Origin of the sequence: Pantoea sp. CTOTU46764 (assembly GCF_031974595.1) — a bacterium.
Classification (GTDB): Bacteria; Pseudomonadota; Gammaproteobacteria; order Enterobacterales; family Enterobacteriaceae; genus Pantoea; species Pantoea trifolii.
The window spans coordinates 57,771-72,586 of record NZ_DALYOQ010000018.1; the positions used below are offsets into that span (position 1 = coordinate 57,771).

The 14,816-nt window shown below is 50.1% G+C and carries 14 protein-coding genes and 1 pseudogene; 4 read left to right on the plus strand and 11 right to left on the minus strand.

Annotated elements, in window-relative coordinates; genetic code table 11:
• The 3 genes from tehB to mgtE all read left to right on the plus strand — a co-directional run bounded on the left by tehB (nucleotide 1) and on the right by mgtE (nucleotide 2,500).
• Nucleotides 1–606 carry a tellurite resistance methyltransferase TehB gene (gene tehB / locus RTM06_RS09095; protein ID WP_409455795.1) on the plus strand — a complete coding sequence of 202 codons (606 nt, stop codon included), beginning with the start codon at nucleotides 1–3 and terminating at the stop codon, nucleotides 604–606.
• Nucleotides 607–760: 154 nt separating this feature from the next.
• The gene (locus RTM06_RS09100; protein ID WP_008108322.1) at nucleotides 761–946 is read left to right on the plus strand and encodes a YfgG family protein; all 186 of its coding nucleotides are present in this window, start codon (nucleotides 761–763) and stop codon (nucleotides 944–946) included.
• A 120-nt stretch (nucleotides 947–1,066) separates the two neighbouring features.
• Entirely contained in the window at nucleotides 1,067–2,500 is a 1,434-nt protein-coding gene (gene mgtE / locus RTM06_RS09105) for a magnesium transporter (RefSeq protein ID WP_312181573.1), read from the plus strand.
• Here the strand turns inward: mgtE and RTM06_RS09110 are convergent.
• A complete protein-coding gene (locus RTM06_RS09110) occupies nucleotides 2,497–2,997 on the minus strand; it encodes a DNA-binding protein (protein ID WP_312181575.1) in 501 nt (166 codons plus the stop codon). The two genes, mgtE and RTM06_RS09110, sit on opposite strands and share 4 nt — an antisense overlap.
• A 13-nt stretch (nucleotides 2,998–3,010) precedes the next feature.
• Nucleotides 3,011–3,268, minus strand: a complete 258-nt coding sequence (locus RTM06_RS09115) for a hypothetical protein (RefSeq protein WP_256697098.1) — start codon at nucleotides 3,266–3,268, stop codon at nucleotides 3,011–3,013.
• A gap of 216 nt (nucleotides 3,269–3,484) precedes the next feature.
• Here RTM06_RS09115 and RTM06_RS09120 point away from each other — a divergent pair, with 216 nt between their 5' ends.
• The gene (locus tag RTM06_RS09120; RefSeq protein WP_265300223.1) at nucleotides 3,485–3,664 is read left to right on the plus strand and encodes a DUF2158 domain-containing protein; all 180 of its coding nucleotides are present in this window, start codon (nucleotides 3,485–3,487) and stop codon (nucleotides 3,662–3,664) included.
• Between the two features lie 27 nt (nucleotides 3,665–3,691).
• Here RTM06_RS09120 and RTM06_RS09125 read toward each other — a convergent pair whose 3' ends face one another.
• The 9 genes and pseudogenes from RTM06_RS09125 to RTM06_RS09165 form a co-directional block, all read right to left on the minus strand.
• A complete protein-coding gene (locus tag RTM06_RS09125; protein ID WP_265300221.1) occupies nucleotides 3,692–4,468 on the minus strand; it encodes a DUF3750 domain-containing protein in 777 nt (258 codons plus the stop codon).
• A gap of 266 nt (nucleotides 4,469–4,734) precedes the next feature.
• Nucleotides 4,735–6,483, minus strand: a complete 1,749-nt coding sequence (locus tag RTM06_RS09130; RefSeq protein ID WP_312181578.1) for an ATP-binding protein — start codon at nucleotides 6,481–6,483, stop codon at nucleotides 4,735–4,737.
• Complete coding sequence (locus RTM06_RS09135; RefSeq protein ID WP_312181579.1) at nucleotides 6,480–7,517, minus strand: SIR2 family protein; 1,038 nt, start codon at nucleotides 7,515–7,517, stop codon at nucleotides 6,480–6,482. Before RTM06_RS09135 ends, RTM06_RS09130 begins: the two co-directional genes overlap by 4 nt.
• A gap of 133 nt (nucleotides 7,518–7,650) precedes the next feature.
• Nucleotides 7,651–11,280: a DEAD/DEAH box helicase gene (locus tag RTM06_RS09140; protein WP_312181581.1), complete on the minus strand. Its 3,630-nt coding sequence runs from the start codon at nucleotides 11,278–11,280 to the stop codon at nucleotides 7,651–7,653.
• A complete protein-coding gene (locus tag RTM06_RS09145) occupies nucleotides 11,280–12,194 on the minus strand; it encodes a hypothetical protein (protein WP_312181583.1) in 915 nt (304 codons plus the stop codon). The genes RTM06_RS09140 and RTM06_RS09145 overlap by 1 nt, the downstream gene beginning before the upstream one ends.
• Before the next feature lie 348 nt (nucleotides 12,195–12,542).
• The gene (locus RTM06_RS09150) at nucleotides 12,543–12,977 is read right to left on the minus strand and encodes a HigA family addiction module antitoxin (RefSeq protein ID WP_312181585.1); all 435 of its coding nucleotides are present in this window, start codon (nucleotides 12,975–12,977) and stop codon (nucleotides 12,543–12,545) included.
• Between the two features lie 82 nt (nucleotides 12,978–13,059).
• Nucleotides 13,060–14,418 (minus strand): P-type conjugative transfer protein TrbL, encoded by a 1,359-nt coding sequence (trbL, locus tag RTM06_RS09155; RefSeq protein ID WP_312181587.1) that lies wholly within the window; start codon nucleotides 14,416–14,418, stop codon nucleotides 13,060–13,062.
• 2 nt (nucleotides 14,419–14,420) lie between these two features.
• Nucleotides 14,421–14,594: a hypothetical protein gene (locus RTM06_RS09160; RefSeq protein ID WP_312181589.1), complete on the minus strand. Its 174-nt coding sequence runs from the start codon at nucleotides 14,592–14,594 to the stop codon at nucleotides 14,421–14,423.
• An 11-nt stretch (nucleotides 14,595–14,605) separates the two neighbouring features.
• Nucleotides 14,606–14,767, minus strand: a pseudogene (locus RTM06_RS09165) (conjugal transfer protein TrbJ); the annotation flags it as partial.
• Nucleotides 14,768–14,816: the final 49 nt, after the last annotated feature.

The following is a 14,816-nucleotide window of genomic DNA, read 5'->3' on the forward strand; positions in this document are numbered from 1 at the left end:
CTGGTTATGACTACACGCCCCGATAACTATTACGCTGAAAAATACGCTCTCACGCCGACCCATTCTGAAGTGCTGGCGGCCCTGCCACATCTTGAAGTGGGGAAAGCGCTGGATTTGGGCTGCGGCCAGGGCCGCAATAGCCTGTTTCTCAATCAGCATGGCTTTGAGGTAACGGCCTGGGACAGTAATCCCGCCAGTCTGGAACGCCTGAACAGCATCATCGCGGAAGAGGATCTGCAGAACATTCACACCGAGCTGTGCGATCTCAATAGCGTACGGTTCAACGGCGCCTATCAGTTTGTGCTGTCGACCGTGGTGATGATGTTCCTGCAACCGGCAACCATTCCGCAGTTGATTGCCGATATGCAGGCCAGCACGCGTAAATATGGCTACAACCTGATTGTGGCGGCGATGGATACCGATGATTATCCCAATACGCAAAATTTCCCGTTTGCGTTTAAATCCGGTGAGCTCAGCCACTATTACCGCAACTGGCACATCGTGAAGTACAACGAAGATGTCGGTGAACTGCATCGTCGTGATGAAAACGGTAACCGGATTAAATGTCGTTTCGCCACGCTGCTGGCGCAGAAAGCCAGCTACTAAGCTAACGGCCGCCTTGTGCGGCCGTTACTTTGTCTGATGTTGATCAATGTGCTGAACCTTTTTTGCTCATTTTTCACACAGCGATTGCTTTAGCGATCTAAGTGTGACTAAATATTGCCTCCGCCCAACCGGGCAATTACAGGAACCACCCCGCGTGAACAGCGCTATCTCTGCACGAAGACGTCCCAAAACCGGTACCATGACCCGCGTGGTATTACTGGTCAGCTTCTTAATTTTGTTTGGCCGCCTGCTTTTCATCATTCCCGGTGCCATCGAGCATCATCAGCAAAAGAAAGCCATCCCTGAACCGGTCACGCTGAGCACCAGTGATTCGCGCTAAAACATTGCGGGTCGCCTGTCGCTGCTAAACATTGTCCTTTGAGACAATGCTGCTTTTTACGTCCTGTTACCCGCAACGCGCTACACTGTGAGCTGACTTTACAGACACAAGGAACGCGTTATGTCTGCTTCGCATTCACAAAAATTAGCTGAAACCCGCCATCACATCCTGAACCTGCTGCTCAACGAGCATGATCTGGTTGATGTTCTGCTGGATAAATCCGTCGATCTTAATGCGGGTGAACTGCGTGATATCACCGACTGGCGTCATGAATTAGAGCGTGAGCTGCAGCAATTACACGCCGCGGATTTGGCCGACATCCTCGAAGCCTTGCCGGAAGAAGAGCGTCAGGCGCTGTGGCGTTTAGTGCCGACGGCACAGCGCGGCCATGTGCTGGTTGAGGCTTCAGAAACCGTTTGGGCCAGCCTGACGGAAGAAATGTCTGATCGCGATATTCTGCGCGCCATTGAGCCGCTGGATATCGACGATCAGGTATATCTGGCGCGCTACTTGCCGCGCGATTTAACTGGGCGTCTGCTCACCACTCTTGAGCCAAGCCTGCGCGCACGGTTGATGAGTGTGATCGAACTGGATCGCGACCGCGTCGGGCAGATCATGGATTTCAACATCCTGACGGTACGCTCTGACGTAACCTTAGCCACGGTGCAGCGCTATCTGCGTAAAGGCAAAAAAATGCCTGACGGCACCGATAAGATCTTTATCACCGATGAACAGAACCAACTGCAGGGCGAACTCACGCTCACGGATATTCTGCTCAACAAACCGAAGATGCTGGTCGCCGAAGTGATGAATCCGCATCCCACTACGTTTCAACTCAACGACAAAGCGGAAGACGCCGCCAGTGCGTTCGAACGTTATAACCTGATCTCCGCTGCGGTAACCGATGCACAAGGTAAGCTGATTGGCCGTATCACCATTGAAGACGTGGTCGATTTGGTGAACGAAGAGAATGAAAGCAACATCCGTAAAATGGGTGGTATCAGCCAGGGCGAAGACGTGTTTGCGCCGGTGCGTAAAGCGGTGGGCAAACGCTGGACCTGGCTGGCGGTTAACCTGTGTACCGCGTTTGTCGCTTCGCGCGTGATTGGCCTGTTTGAAGCCACCATATCGCAGCTGGTTGCGCTGGCGGCGCTAATGCCTATCGTTGCGGGCATCGGCGGCAATACCGGCAATCAAACCATCACCATGATTGTGCGCGCATTGGCGCTGCATCAGGTTGAACCGGGTAACTTCTCGTTCCTGATCATGCGTGAACTCGGCGTGGCATTAATAAACGGCCTGTTCTGGGGCGGCATTATGGGCGGCGTCACCTGGCTGATGTATGACAATCTGCAACTCGGTGGCGTGATGATGCTGGCGATGGTGCTGAACCTGCTACTGGCCGCGCTGATGGGCGTGCTGATTCCGTTAATCATGACTAAGATGAAACGCGATCCTGCCGTTGGCTCCAGCGTGCTGATCACCGCCATCACCGATACCGGCGGATTCTTTATCTTCCTCGGGCTGGCGACGATCTTTTTGCTGCATCATTAAGGCTTTAAACAGTGTGCGTAACGTTGCAGCATCTGCTGTAAATTGAGTTGCAACGTTGCGCGCGCCAGTTCACTCAATGCTGGATTGACCCGCGTTGAACCACGCTGATTTAACCATTCCAGCACATCAATTAAATGCCATAACGCTGTTTTTCCATCATGAATTGGGCGTGGAAACTGCGGGCTGTGGCTCAGCATTAGCTTACGCATGTTCTGCCGCGAAACACCTATCAACTCTGCAATATCGGTCAGCCCGACTAAATCCGGCGCGGCCTCGATCAGTTCAGCATCTGGCAATGCCTGAAAAACATCATATAACGCGCTGCGCACCGCATCCTGTGCAGTGCTGGCTTCCCGGCTGAACGTCATGCTTAATTTTCCCGCCACACCCGCGCCAATTAACGCATCATCGCAACCTTGCGAGCCGAGACGCTCAAGCGCTTCATCAGTGTCGATTTCATCGTTAAGCTGAAAACGCAGCGTAAACTCAAATTCCATGTTTCACTCCCCGTCACTTAATCCGCTTAGGACTTTCACTGCAGTTATCCACCACGCGCCGTAGTAATTTGGCATGCGTTTCAGGATTTTTTGGCGTGCTCCAGATGCAGGTAATACAGTAATCCCCACATCGACACTCTGCCGAGTTATCGGGGCAGTACATCTTGCCCCACGCATGGTGGCCGCCGATTGCAATTTTCCAACCTCTCGCTTCCGCATACCGCAACGCTTCTTCTACCGCTTTATGCGGATGCCGCTTCCTGTCTGACATCGCTGGTTACCTTATGCTCACCGCACCAAGTTGTCAACTGACAACCATAGAATAATTCGATACTATTTCAGCGGTGAATGCTGCGGTAAATAACCAGAACGGTCTCAACGAGCTGTGCTTGTGTTTTGTGCTGGAAGACAGCGCACAAAATCAAGCGCACAGCCCATGAAGTGCATATAGACTCTGTTGTTAACACTGACCTGATGGAGAAGAAGCATGTTTAACGTGGATGATTTTGTGCAGTCTAAGACCGGTGGCCCAAAGATGCAGGTGCTGCGCGTGGAAGGCGATATGCTGTGGTGCGCTCGTGTTGACGATCACATCAAGCGCGAAATTGAAGTCAGAGCCGATACCGTAAATCCGTATCACGAAGACGGCGATTTTGGCGTCTGCTAAAAAAACGGCCCCAAATCGGGGCCATTTTTAGGGATTGTCGCGCTGTACATTGTCCTGCCCGATGCCGCCAATAAACGGCAGACGCAGCCTGAACGGTGTGAAATCCAGGCCCATGTTTAATCCCAGTAAGTTCACTTCCAGCCCCTCTTCCGCGCCAACTGTCACACCCAACACACCCAGTAGCGAAAGCTGCACGCCGCGACCTGACGGCGGTAAACCCACCGGATTAAGCAGCGAGCGATAATCTTTGCCGAGCGCGTTAGCCGGTAGATCCAGCTTCAACGCCGGTACCTCGCGGCCAATATGCGCCATAAAAGTATTGCTGTTGGGTCCAGGCCAGGCGTGATAGGTCGTCGGCCACGGATAGGATTTTATCGCCGCTTCGATCTGCGGAATCATCGCTTCTGCGCTACTGCCGCGATGATCAACCAGCAGACGCGGCTTCGCGCCGTACCAGTAGCCATCCGGGAGATTACTGTTGCGCCGCACCTTATCGCCGCTGCCCCAGCTAATCACTTCATAGCGGTTGTAGCGGGTTTCACCGGCGCGTTTAAAGATAATCCATGGATGCACCGCTACGGCGCCCTTCCAGCCATAGGTTGGCGCAGCATAAACCTGCACGATAGCTTCAGCCGCATAACGCTGTGGATCCGGTGCGATACCGGCAGAATCACGCCTTGCGGACGCCCAGCCACCGCGTTCAGAGGTGAGCTCACCGCTACGCGTTGCCTGCGCCAGACTCGCACCTAATGAAAGCAAGATGATGCAAAGAAAAGAGATCATTACGGCTTTGAAAGGCAACATCGACGGCATCCTGATGAGTAAAAATCACTCGTTATCTTGCAACGAAACGAGTGAGTTTGTATTCACTAACTATGCGATTCATTTAGCCGTTTCATTTGCCACCAGAACGTTTGAAAGAAAAAGCCCGCAATTAAGCGGGCTTCGAATCAAAGCAGACTTTATTCCCACTCTATCATTAATTCAATTTCATTACATTTTAAAATCAACAAGTTATATAAAATAGCTTGATTGATACCATAAAAAATACCATTTTAACTTTTCAGCATTCACCCGCTAGCCCGCGATTGGCTCCGCAAACACTCGACCGCAGCTTCGATTAACTTTTCATCAGGCATAAGGGAACCCCATTCCCTCCAAAAATCTCGCGTCGCACTGTCGGGCTTCACTCGAGGCCGATCAAGTTTGATCCGCGTCGGAAGAAGTACCGCATCACCCAACAGCAGCGCCTCCCCTGTATCAAGGAGTGGTAGCATCGCCGTCAAACCGACTAGAGAATCCGGCATCAGCCTCTTGATAACGTTCTGGTCACTGTCGTTCGTCAGCCTAAGGGCCAAGAAATTGTTGCATTGGGAGAGAATTGTCCGGCTGACGTCAGACGGTCGCTGGCTTACAACGAGCAAGGAGAATCCGTACTTTCGCCCTTCCTTCGCGATGCGCTCGAACGACCATAGTGCCTGTCTCTGAACGGCATCAGCATCATCTTTCACCGGCAAGTAGAGATGTGCCTCATCGCAAAGCAGGGTAACTGGAGTGCGCGCATCTGCGCTCATCCAAAACTGCACATCGTATAAGAGACGAGCTAATGTACCGGTGACGACAGGGAGCACATCGGCCGGAACTTCGGAGAAGTCGATTATTTTTATGCCATTGCCGGAATCGGCTCGTAGCAATTTAATGATCTGCTTAGCGAGCCATCCATAATCGAGCGCTTCCGGCGGTGGTGAGAACATAAATCCATAACGGCGATCATCGAGTTTCGCCTCCAGTCGGGATATAAAGCGTGTCAGCTTGTCTTCCCAATCCCCTTTAACTGGAGCCCCCCCTTTACCTACGCCTTTAGTGGTATTGTCCGTCTTCAGATGGTCAACCAAATCAGAAATAGCATATGGGATCGGCGAATCCACCGTGAAGGTCTCCTTGACCTTGTCCTTGCCGGACAAATCTAGAGTTGCCCCCTTAAGATTTCGAACGTGGAGAGTGAAACGAGATGCTTGGTTAGGAGCGTTCTGGTCGCTGCGATCTAGAATCATCGATAGCATCTCGTCGCGGTTTAGCAGCCAGTAAGGTAGAAATAGTGTGTCGTCCTTCGGAGCGGAAAGATCGCCTGGACCGGCGATGCGAAAGCGTTGTGCAAACCCTCCGTTGTCCTTGTCAGCCAGAGGTGCATATTCACCGTGCATATCAAACACGACGATGTTAGGGAAATTCAGCTTGGCCGCACGTTCAAGAATCAGGGCGACTGCCCAGCTTTTGCCAGACCCAGTACTTCCAAGAATAGCGGCATGTCGTTGGAAGAATCTGTCCCCACTAGCGATTGCTTCGGCACTACGATCAGCAACGAAGGTCCCAAGCTTCAATCGTTCTTCGTCAGATAATCCTGCTCCCAGAATTCCCATAAAACGCTGCAGGTTGCCACCCTCGATTAAAAAGCAGTCCCGATCAATCTGTGGAAAGCTATCAGCGCCGCGTTTGAAGGTATCAGACTTTTCACCATCAACCGTCCGATAAGTGCCGATGATGAAGGCCTGCATATGATCAGTAGGCGAAACCGTCAATGTTGCGAATTCACCGCCTTCGGGATCAGGAAGCTCTTCACGAAGGGAACGAGTAACGCGGTCTGTCATTCCGATTAAGAATTCAGCCTGGGTCGCCCCCTTGATAGCGATAAGCTGACCGATACCCACACGCGTAAGCATCTCAGAATTTGTGACGTCGATAGCCACGCGACTGGTGTCAACGCCAGCCACACGACCGATTTGATCATTGTCTGTAAACACGAGCGCCGGGCTTGTCATGCTGATAAAACTCCCTTCACAAATCCATCGAGGTCCCAGTAGTCAACACCGGGGTAGAATATCTCTAATCCATCGACAATGAAGCATGCGCCTGAGGTTCCAGCCTCTTCGCGAAACTCAGCAGCTATCACGTTCTTGTTTTCTAAGGCTATATCTCGTGCTTTAGGAGAGAGCGCGAAAGTTAAAATTACCGTTTTCACACCTGATTTAATGCGGGGCGTGAGATGGGTTTCCAAATGGTCATCATTGAAACCGTAGCCGATAATGAGGAAGCGGCGCGCCTTGTCTATAGCATCATTTGCCTTTTCTCGATGTTTGTCGAAAGGGCTCTCATATCCGCTCCGGAATTTGTTTAATCCCGGTGTAATAATAAGGCGCGGGAGCGGCAATGCCCCAGCGTAGCGAACCGGATTGCCCTCACGATGGTACCAATCAAGGCTGCCATGTGGCTTGAAGACATTCGCCTTCATTGCGAACTTGTAGCGCACGTTCCTACCCACCAATTTCACACTACGGCAAAAACTCCAATAGCTATCCTGCGGCTCAAGCCGCGCGGCAAAATGGCCACAGAACATGGTGTCGACACCTAAACCAGCTTCCTCACATGCGAGCTCGGCAAGACGATCATAGTTTGTCGTCACAATTGGTATACCCGCATCTGGCTTCAACAAATGCGGAATCAACTTAGTTAGCCGAAGCGTCCTAGATTTATTAAAGACCTCTGAGATAATATTGGCTTCAGCGTTGGCAATGAACTCACCAGTGCTCTGCACAATGGCCGCTTCAAGGGATGCCGATGGCGCATACTTCAGCAAAGCCGCTTCAAGGCCATCCTTTTCAATAAGTGGGTGGATATCTTCCCAAAGCTTAGTGTCTTCTGGGGAAAGGCTGGCAGGAATATGGGTGACTAGATGGTGTCCAAGTGTAGCCATTCCAGGCACCCCCTCTGCACAGGACAATCCAGAACCTACAATTAAAACTAGCCCATCCCCTAGGTGTTCTTGTAGCTGTTTTTTTAACGTATTGAGTTCCACTGGCCCCTACCTTCATCGCAGCGCTTATGCAAAAAAAGAATGCTTCAACGTTTCCAAAGACATTGGACTGACCTCATACAGCGGCTCGGAAGTGTCTAGATTATCCGTAGCGATTCAATCTCCATTTAAATCCTCAAGGTAAATCACGTCGATGCGGGAGATAGGGTTCACCGGTAACTTGCCGCTTGTCTACGGACAGCTCGAAGCGGAAGTGAGATGATTGTTCGTCCCAATCAACTGGACGTTTACAATTTGCAACTACATATCCAGCGGGATCGATCCAACTGAGGTGCTCGGCTGTTATTAACGGCATTACACTTAGTTGGCGCGAAAGGTAGTCCTCTGCAGGCCGTTCCAGTAACACCTCAAACTTAATCTCACGCAGTTCTCTTCGCATCGGAACTGGTACCTGACGTTTTTCGACCCAATTCCTAATACGACGAGGATCTAACTTATCATTTGGTGCGGTGTCAACTGCTAGCTGTGCATAATAAACCTGCGCGTCTGTTTCTGCTTGCACACGATCGCGAGCATTGCCGCGCGCCAACAAAAATGCGGCGACCGGATCAAGCGTGCCCCAACTAATAAGTTCCTTAAGCCAAAAACCTATCCACGGCAGCCCGCTCCTTGGCCAGTCGTCCATAGTGAGTGCGTTAACCGGACCAGCAGCATCGCCTTTATCCATCAATACACCAATTAGACTGCCTAATCCCCAATTGCCACGATAGATGAAGTTTTCTGCGACAAAGGCGAACCAATTTCCAAGCTCTTTTGGCTTGGGCTGTTTATTGAGAGAGGTTTTGAAAAGCCACCACCTGAGCAATTTCTCCCAATCTTTAAATGGCTTACGCATCCGTCCAAACTTGGTCGAAATACGGAATGCCGGCACTTCACCCAGCAGAGCAATGACCGCACGGATGAATTGGAATTGTTGCTCAAGCGACCAATCAGCATAATTGATGCCGCCTGCTAAGATTGCGTGTATGTCGTCGACGCGGTCGAGAAGGAGCGAACCCGAGCGCGGCGGTAGACTTGTCTTATAGAGCTGGCGACGACGATTCGCGTCGGGATATAGGGTCGATATAGCTAACCCTCGCTGAAGCCAAGTCTGTGCCAAACGCTGTTCCTCGTGCGCTGCGACGCAGGCGTACGTCCGCCGCCATAGTGCTAACAATTCGGTTTCGAGTTCGGCGGTGCTTAGATCCACGTTGTGTATATGTTCGATTTCTTGAAGCACTGTTATTAGCAATCCGTCGAGCGTATCCAACAGTTTCTTGCTGTCATCTTTATCTCCTTCTTCATTGCTAACCGCAGTTCTCTCAAGCCATTCGGCAAATTTATCGTCATCGTCGCTGCCGCTTAAAGTTCTCCACGCATTGCGCAGATGATCCAGCAACATGGCAAGCGCACTATTTGCAGTCCCCTCTTCAACCGACAGTTTCCCGGAAGAGGCAAGTTCGGTCGCTTCCTTCAACTCATTGATGAGATTTTCATACCCCTCCCAAGAACGGTTCCAGACATATTCGCGGCTACGTTTGCGATATTCACGCTCGGGCAATACGACGAGAGCATTGCCTTCGGTTGCGACGCCCGGGCGTCCGGCACGACCAATGAGATTCGAGAATTCATTGGTCGTGAAGACGTTAGCAGAACGATGCACACTCGGGATCAGCAGAGTATTTATGGGAATATTCACCCCTTCAGAAAGGGTGGAGGTCGCGATTACCACACGAACATTACCACGATCGATCGCTACCTTTAGTCGCCGAGCCAGAAGCCCCGGCATCCGACCGTGATGAACTGCGACCCCACGGACCAGTAGGCGATACTCAAAGGACTCTGTCGTAAAATAGTCCTCCGCTGCGGCTAGGCAACGTTGCCAATGCGGGTCGTCGTCGGCAGCAGACCAGTAATTGGGTAGAGATTCTTCTGCCTTGATCCAACCTTCGAGCAGATCGGCGCAATTCTCAGCAAAAGAACTGACGTTCTGCGTCAAAGAGATCATCACAGTCGGCCGGGTGCCATCTGGCCGCTCGGCAGCAAGATGAAGGGCGGCCCAGAGCGTCGGCCCTCTTAGAGACTTCTCGACACCTAGATTGCTATCAACTCCACCAGGAACCGCTGGAAAAGGATTGGGGACATACGGACCATCAGTGGTACGTTCATCCTCGAACTCAAGAGTACGGCCATCCATCAGATCGTAGCGGATGTTAAACCGGCCGCTCCGCGCGACCTCAAGGCGACCTAGCATCTGCCGAGTACTGCGATAGGTTGAACTGACAGGACCGCCGCCTACGTCACTCGACAGCCAGGATGCAATTGCCGGTGCGGCCTTAGCGGCAACCGCTGAGAGCGCGATGATGCGGAAGCCCTTGTTGTCCTGAGCACGCAGCAGACGGGTACTAAGCTGCTCAAGCCTGAGAGCGCGAGATGTATTATCTGTGATAGAGTCCGGGCGATTAGGATCCTGCTCGACCATATGCGCTTCATCAATCACAACGAGACGCACGCGATCGAGGAATAACGTGCCAAGATAGCGCAACAAGGCATCGGCCTTTTCAAAGGTGCAGATGACGACAGTTGGCTGATTGACTTGTACCCAAGCGTCAGTAGGTCCCCAATCAGCCCCGCCGTAAAGCCCGGTGACAACCACCGGCTCCGCTGCTATGTCTCGCAGGTCTTCGGTAAAACGAGTTTCGACTTCGGCAGCTAGAGCACGCGAAGGTACAAGGTAAAGCACAATATTTTCTGCAACAAGCAGATTAGACGGCGTTAAGAAAAGACCTTGAACTGCGCCAAGAGTGGCGATAGTTGTCTTTCCAGATCCAGTAGGCGTGCAAAGTACGAAGCTGTTGTTAGCCGCTAGCCGATCGATACCGGCCCGTTGCGCTGGCCATACTAAAGCGCGGCTATTGACGAAGGCCGCTCGTGCAAATTGAGTCAACGCGACGCGAGTGCGCGTGTTCACCTCATCAGCAAGTCTTTCGACGTGAGGCCATAGGCTTGAATCTATGAAGCGATGAGCTGCTCCTGCGCAGAGCCGCGCTAGAAGGTAAGAATAGGGATCTCGGCTATGCAAATAATTCTGTGCCAATCCATCGAGTTTGACTAAAGCACGATCGACCAATGCTGTCTCGCCAGTGCGGAGATAGGAACAAATAGTACCTATGCACATAATGACGTGGCGGACGGTCAAGACCTCAAAATCTACAAGCCGTTCGCTGTCGTCTTGCTTACCCTCATCGGCTCCAACGTTTCGCAGAGCCGAGTCTTCTCCAAGTTTGTGCTGTTCTTTCCAGAACGACTGAACGGCAGTTAATGCCGCATCGAAATCACCGCGCAAAAACTCGCACAGAATTTTGGAAGATTTCTCGACCGCTGGCATCATACGCAGATGCCCTAAAGCCATCGCTGGATAGCCTGCCACTTGATAAGCGGCCGCTGAAAGAAGGTGGAACGGAGCATCTACAGGCTTTAGAGCTGCGTGAGAAACCCATTCTAGAACTTCAGCGGCGCGCTTAACCGCAGCCGTCCAAGCTCGACCATCATCGACAGTTCGTTCAAGCCAGGCAGTATCGAGTAATAAGCATGCTTCATCGATCCGTAAGGCGAGTTCTGATGCAGTGAACGATTTTAGGCCATCAGCCCCCATGTCGCGGCGGACACGCTGGCTGTAAAGTTTTGCTTGCTGCGGCGATAGTGTTGAGCTGGCTAAATTAGCCCTGACCTGTTCTGCTATTTTGAGTACGGCGTCGCTTGGCATCAAGCCCCCCGATAGAGTGTGTCGACAAGCACTTTAAGTTCCGTGAGTTGGAACTCCATAGCATCAAGTTGGCGGTCGACAGTATAAGACGCATGTGGCGCATCAGCCTGCAGCCAGCTTAGCCGTGTCTTTGGTTTAATCGGGGAATTTCCAACAGTATAGGCAAGTCCGTCACTACGTTTAACAGTTTTGAAGCCGTCCCGATAAAGTTCGAGCAAGCGTGCTACCCATGCCTGGGCCTCATTATTTTCATAGTCCGACAGTAAATTAATCAATTCGCGAATACCGCTGGGACGCCGGGTTCCAGCAGCAAGCTTGCCGTGAGCATCGGCAATAATTGCGGAATTGCTGACAGCCAAGCACTTTGCCTCAAGCGCGAGAACGTGGGTGATCTTGCCTTCTCCGTCGAGTTGAAAAGCCAAGGCATCGTCTCCAGTACGCCCCGGACGTTTTTCAGCCTCGGCATCGGGATCGTGCGATTCGCCCATAATGATGCGCTCGTTAATGAGATCGAGATGCTGGAATTCTTGGTCGTGGAAACGAAATAGAAAGGCAGGTACATGCCAGTCCTTCTCTCCCAAGGCACCAAAATGTTCAACCGCAAGACCAGCCAAAGTTTCGCCGAGATAGCCTTGCAAGGTGATGCGATTGAGCATCGCTGGATAATGTACTGCTGGGTCGTCAACCCGATCTGAAAAAGGGGAAAGGTGATCTTCGAAACCCTTACGTATGCGGCTCCGGGCATCGTCAAGAGCTTCTTGAGCATAAGCAACCAGTTCGTCGCGCAGCGCTCCAAAATTAGCATTAACCTCTCGCCACACGCGTAGTTCATATTTACTGTTTACGCTGGTCAAAGGCTGGGGTACAAGCCAAGCATTGAGTGGTTGCAATGTCACCCGTCGGGAGCGAATCATCTTGCGTATTCTTCATCGCGCACTGAATGATTATTTATTCTCCGGTACACTCAACTTCCCCTTCTAGTTTCCTGCCGATTTCCCCCTAAAAGACGAGGACAATTTGCAGCTTCCCATTTTCCCAAGCTATCCTGACGCTAAATTATTGTCAACCTAACAGAGTGGTGTATTAATCAACGGGGAGTGGGTCGAAAGTATCAATCAACTAGCAGTTTTTTGAATAGATCTTGAAACGCTGCCAGTTTCTGACAAAAACTTTGCTCTGCTGAAAGGGTTCGCAAAATGGTCGAACTCCATGAGATTTGAGGGGCTACTAATATGATAAATTATAAGATATTAATATATTAATTACTTACGTCGTTTTACTGTGCGATCTTGCAGCATTTGTAGATTGCGCAAGAAGTCCTCATCAGTTCCAAATATGTCAGCAAGAGCGCGGGCCTCATCGTCACTAAGACGACGTATACCGCAGATGATATTTTCAACATCCTGCCGAGAAATCCCCATAGCTTCCCCTAAAGCATCATGAGACATGTTCAGTGGTTTTAAGAATTCCTTTGTCAGCATTTTTCCCACTGTCACAGGCCCAGCGTTCTCTGCTTTTGTGTAATAGGCAAGAATCTCAGAACGCCCCTGCTCATACGTCAGCTCACCTGAAATAATACGTGCCTTAATGGACTCATAGAGCGGCGTACCATTGGGGTCCTTTCCTTCGAGTCTCAAGGAAGCCTCTGCTTTACGAAAGCCCTCAATGCGTAATAGTGAATTGGGAGTTTTGGACATGATTTTTCCTTTGAGTAGCAGGAGTAGAGTTTGCTCAGTGAAAGCGTCAGTTCGCGTTTCCCCGTAAACTGACGTCCTTAATTCAAGATTTATTATTGCCGGATAAGCTATCTCCGGCAAAATCATCATGTTCGCGGTTATCCCGACGAGTAGCTGTTTGTTTACGTATCTGAGTCGCCAACTCTTCTCCAATAGTCTGATGAGCACCAGAAGAATTGCTGTTTTGCTTCATTGTCTGGTACTCAGCAGCTCCATTAACCATACTGCTTCCCATATGTCTTGCCATGCGTCCAGCACGCGAGAACGATGCAGCAAAACCTTCGCTTCCTCCACTGGAGCTACCTTTATGAGATGACTGGTCTGCCGACGTGTTTACAGACCCAGTATCTTCACCACCGCCAAATCCTCCACCTGAACCACCGGCAGATCCAGATTCTTCGGCCATTGCCGTTTGTGCAGATTCGAAAGCGGCTTTTAATGCAGAAACCCCACCACTAACTTGAGCTGTAGTGCTCATTGCCATCGTTCCAGCACCACTAATCGCAGTAGTAGCAGCGCCCGTAATCATACCGGCCCCAAACCCACCAATACCTTGTAAGGATGCTCCTCCGACAATGCCAGATAACAACAACGGTAATTTATTAGTCAATACTAAAAGAATGATTGACGCCAGGAGTAAAACAATAAGACTATTAAGGTCAGGAATATCATTTCCAATAATAGAAAAGTACTGATCTATAAATGATTGTCCAATACCAATGATTATTGTCATCGTGAATAATTGAACACCAATCGATAAAACAGTCCGTAGGTAATTTATTGCTATGTCAGAGGTCCACTTCGAGCCACCAAACCCAAGCAATATAACTCCCGCATAACACAATACCCATGCAGAAACTAAAATGATTAGCATGTTTATCGCTATGAGGGCCATCACTATCAAAACAATTATCGCGACTGTTATCATAATGGTGGATATCATTGGCGACCAAATTGATGCGGCTGAACTAACCTTGGACAGTATCACAAACGCCATATCAACTATGCTTGAGGGTGATATACCAGTACCTATTCCCAGAGCGTTTGCTGCAAGTTGTCTCATTGAATTAATTATTGATTGAGATATAGCTGGACCGTTTATTAAAAGATAATAAAAAAAACCAATGACGGCAAAGAAACGAACCATTTCTGCAAGTACCCCAGTCAGCCCCTCCCCTTGCAGCGCCATCATGCTAAATGTCCAAACCATACTTATTAATACCAGCCCCCAAAAGAGCCAATTCGCATAATCGCCAATTACTGTTGTCCATGTGCTAGCCACTTGTTGAAACTTATCTAACAATGTATCAAGCAACCCGCCACTATCTAACTGACCAGCATAGGCATTAAAAGAAAATAAAACTATGATACCTAAAAAGGTGAGCTTGCTTACTATTTTCATAATTACCATTCTCTTTTAGGACTTGGATTATTATTACTACGCAATACACAATTATCGTATTTATGCGTATCTAATTTATTATCTGGCATTGTTGAGCAATCTTTATCGTTTTTTTCGCAAGAACAAAGAGTCAGTGAAGTGATTAGAATAAAAACCATCGTAATTTTATTTTTCATTCAATTGGTCCTCACCATATTCGCTTTGGGCTTGGTGTATTCTGTCCAGCTAATACTTTCTCATCAGCGGCTATTTGTTGGGCTTCTTTATCAGCCTGAGCTTGCGCTAGGGTTGTAGCTGCATTTTGTTGTGCCACCAGTAATGAGCGGATTTGCAGTAACTGATTTGACCTGCCCCCAGTATTAGATACAACCTTCAGTTAGTAATGTCGGTTGATTTTT

Excerpts from the sequence above, each read along its gene's own strand:
- mgtE (WP_312181573.1), top strand. The coding sequence starts at position 1,067 with ATGTCTGCTTCGCATTCACAAAAATTAGCTGAAACCCGCCATCACATC.
- RTM06_RS09110 (WP_312181575.1), bottom strand. The coding sequence starts at position 2,997 with ATGGAATTTGAGTTTACGCTGCGTTTTCAGCTTAACGATGAAATCGAC.
- RTM06_RS09115 (WP_256697098.1), bottom strand. The coding sequence starts at position 3,268 with ATGTCAGACAGGAAGCGGCATCCGCATAAAGCGGTAGAAGAAGCGTTG.
- RTM06_RS09120 (WP_265300223.1), top strand. The coding sequence starts at position 3,485 with ATGTTTAACGTGGATGATTTTGTGCAGTCTAAGACCGGTGGCCCAAAG.
- RTM06_RS09125 (WP_265300221.1), bottom strand. The coding sequence starts at position 4,468 with ATGTTGCCTTTCAAAGCCGTAATGATCTCTTTTCTTTGCATCATCTTG.
- RTM06_RS09130 (WP_312181578.1), bottom strand. The coding sequence starts at position 6,483 with ATGACAAGCCCGGCGCTCGTGTTTACAGACAATGATCAAATCGGTCGT.
- RTM06_RS09140 (WP_312181581.1), bottom strand. The coding sequence starts at position 11,280 with ATGCCAAGCGACGCCGTACTCAAAATAGCAGAACAGGTCAGGGCTAAT.
- RTM06_RS09145 (WP_312181583.1), bottom strand. The coding sequence starts at position 12,194 with ATGATTCGCTCCCGACGGGTGACATTGCAACCACTCAATGCTTGGCTT.
- RTM06_RS09150 (WP_312181585.1), bottom strand. The coding sequence starts at position 12,977 with ATGTCCAAAACTCCCAATTCACTATTACGCATTGAGGGCTTTCGTAAA.
- trbL (WP_312181587.1), bottom strand. The coding sequence starts at position 14,418 with ATGAAAATAGTAAGCAAGCTCACCTTTTTAGGTATCATAGTTTTATTT.
- RTM06_RS09160 (WP_312181589.1), bottom strand. The coding sequence starts at position 14,594 with ATGAAAAATAAAATTACGATGGTTTTTATTCTAATCACTTCACTGACT.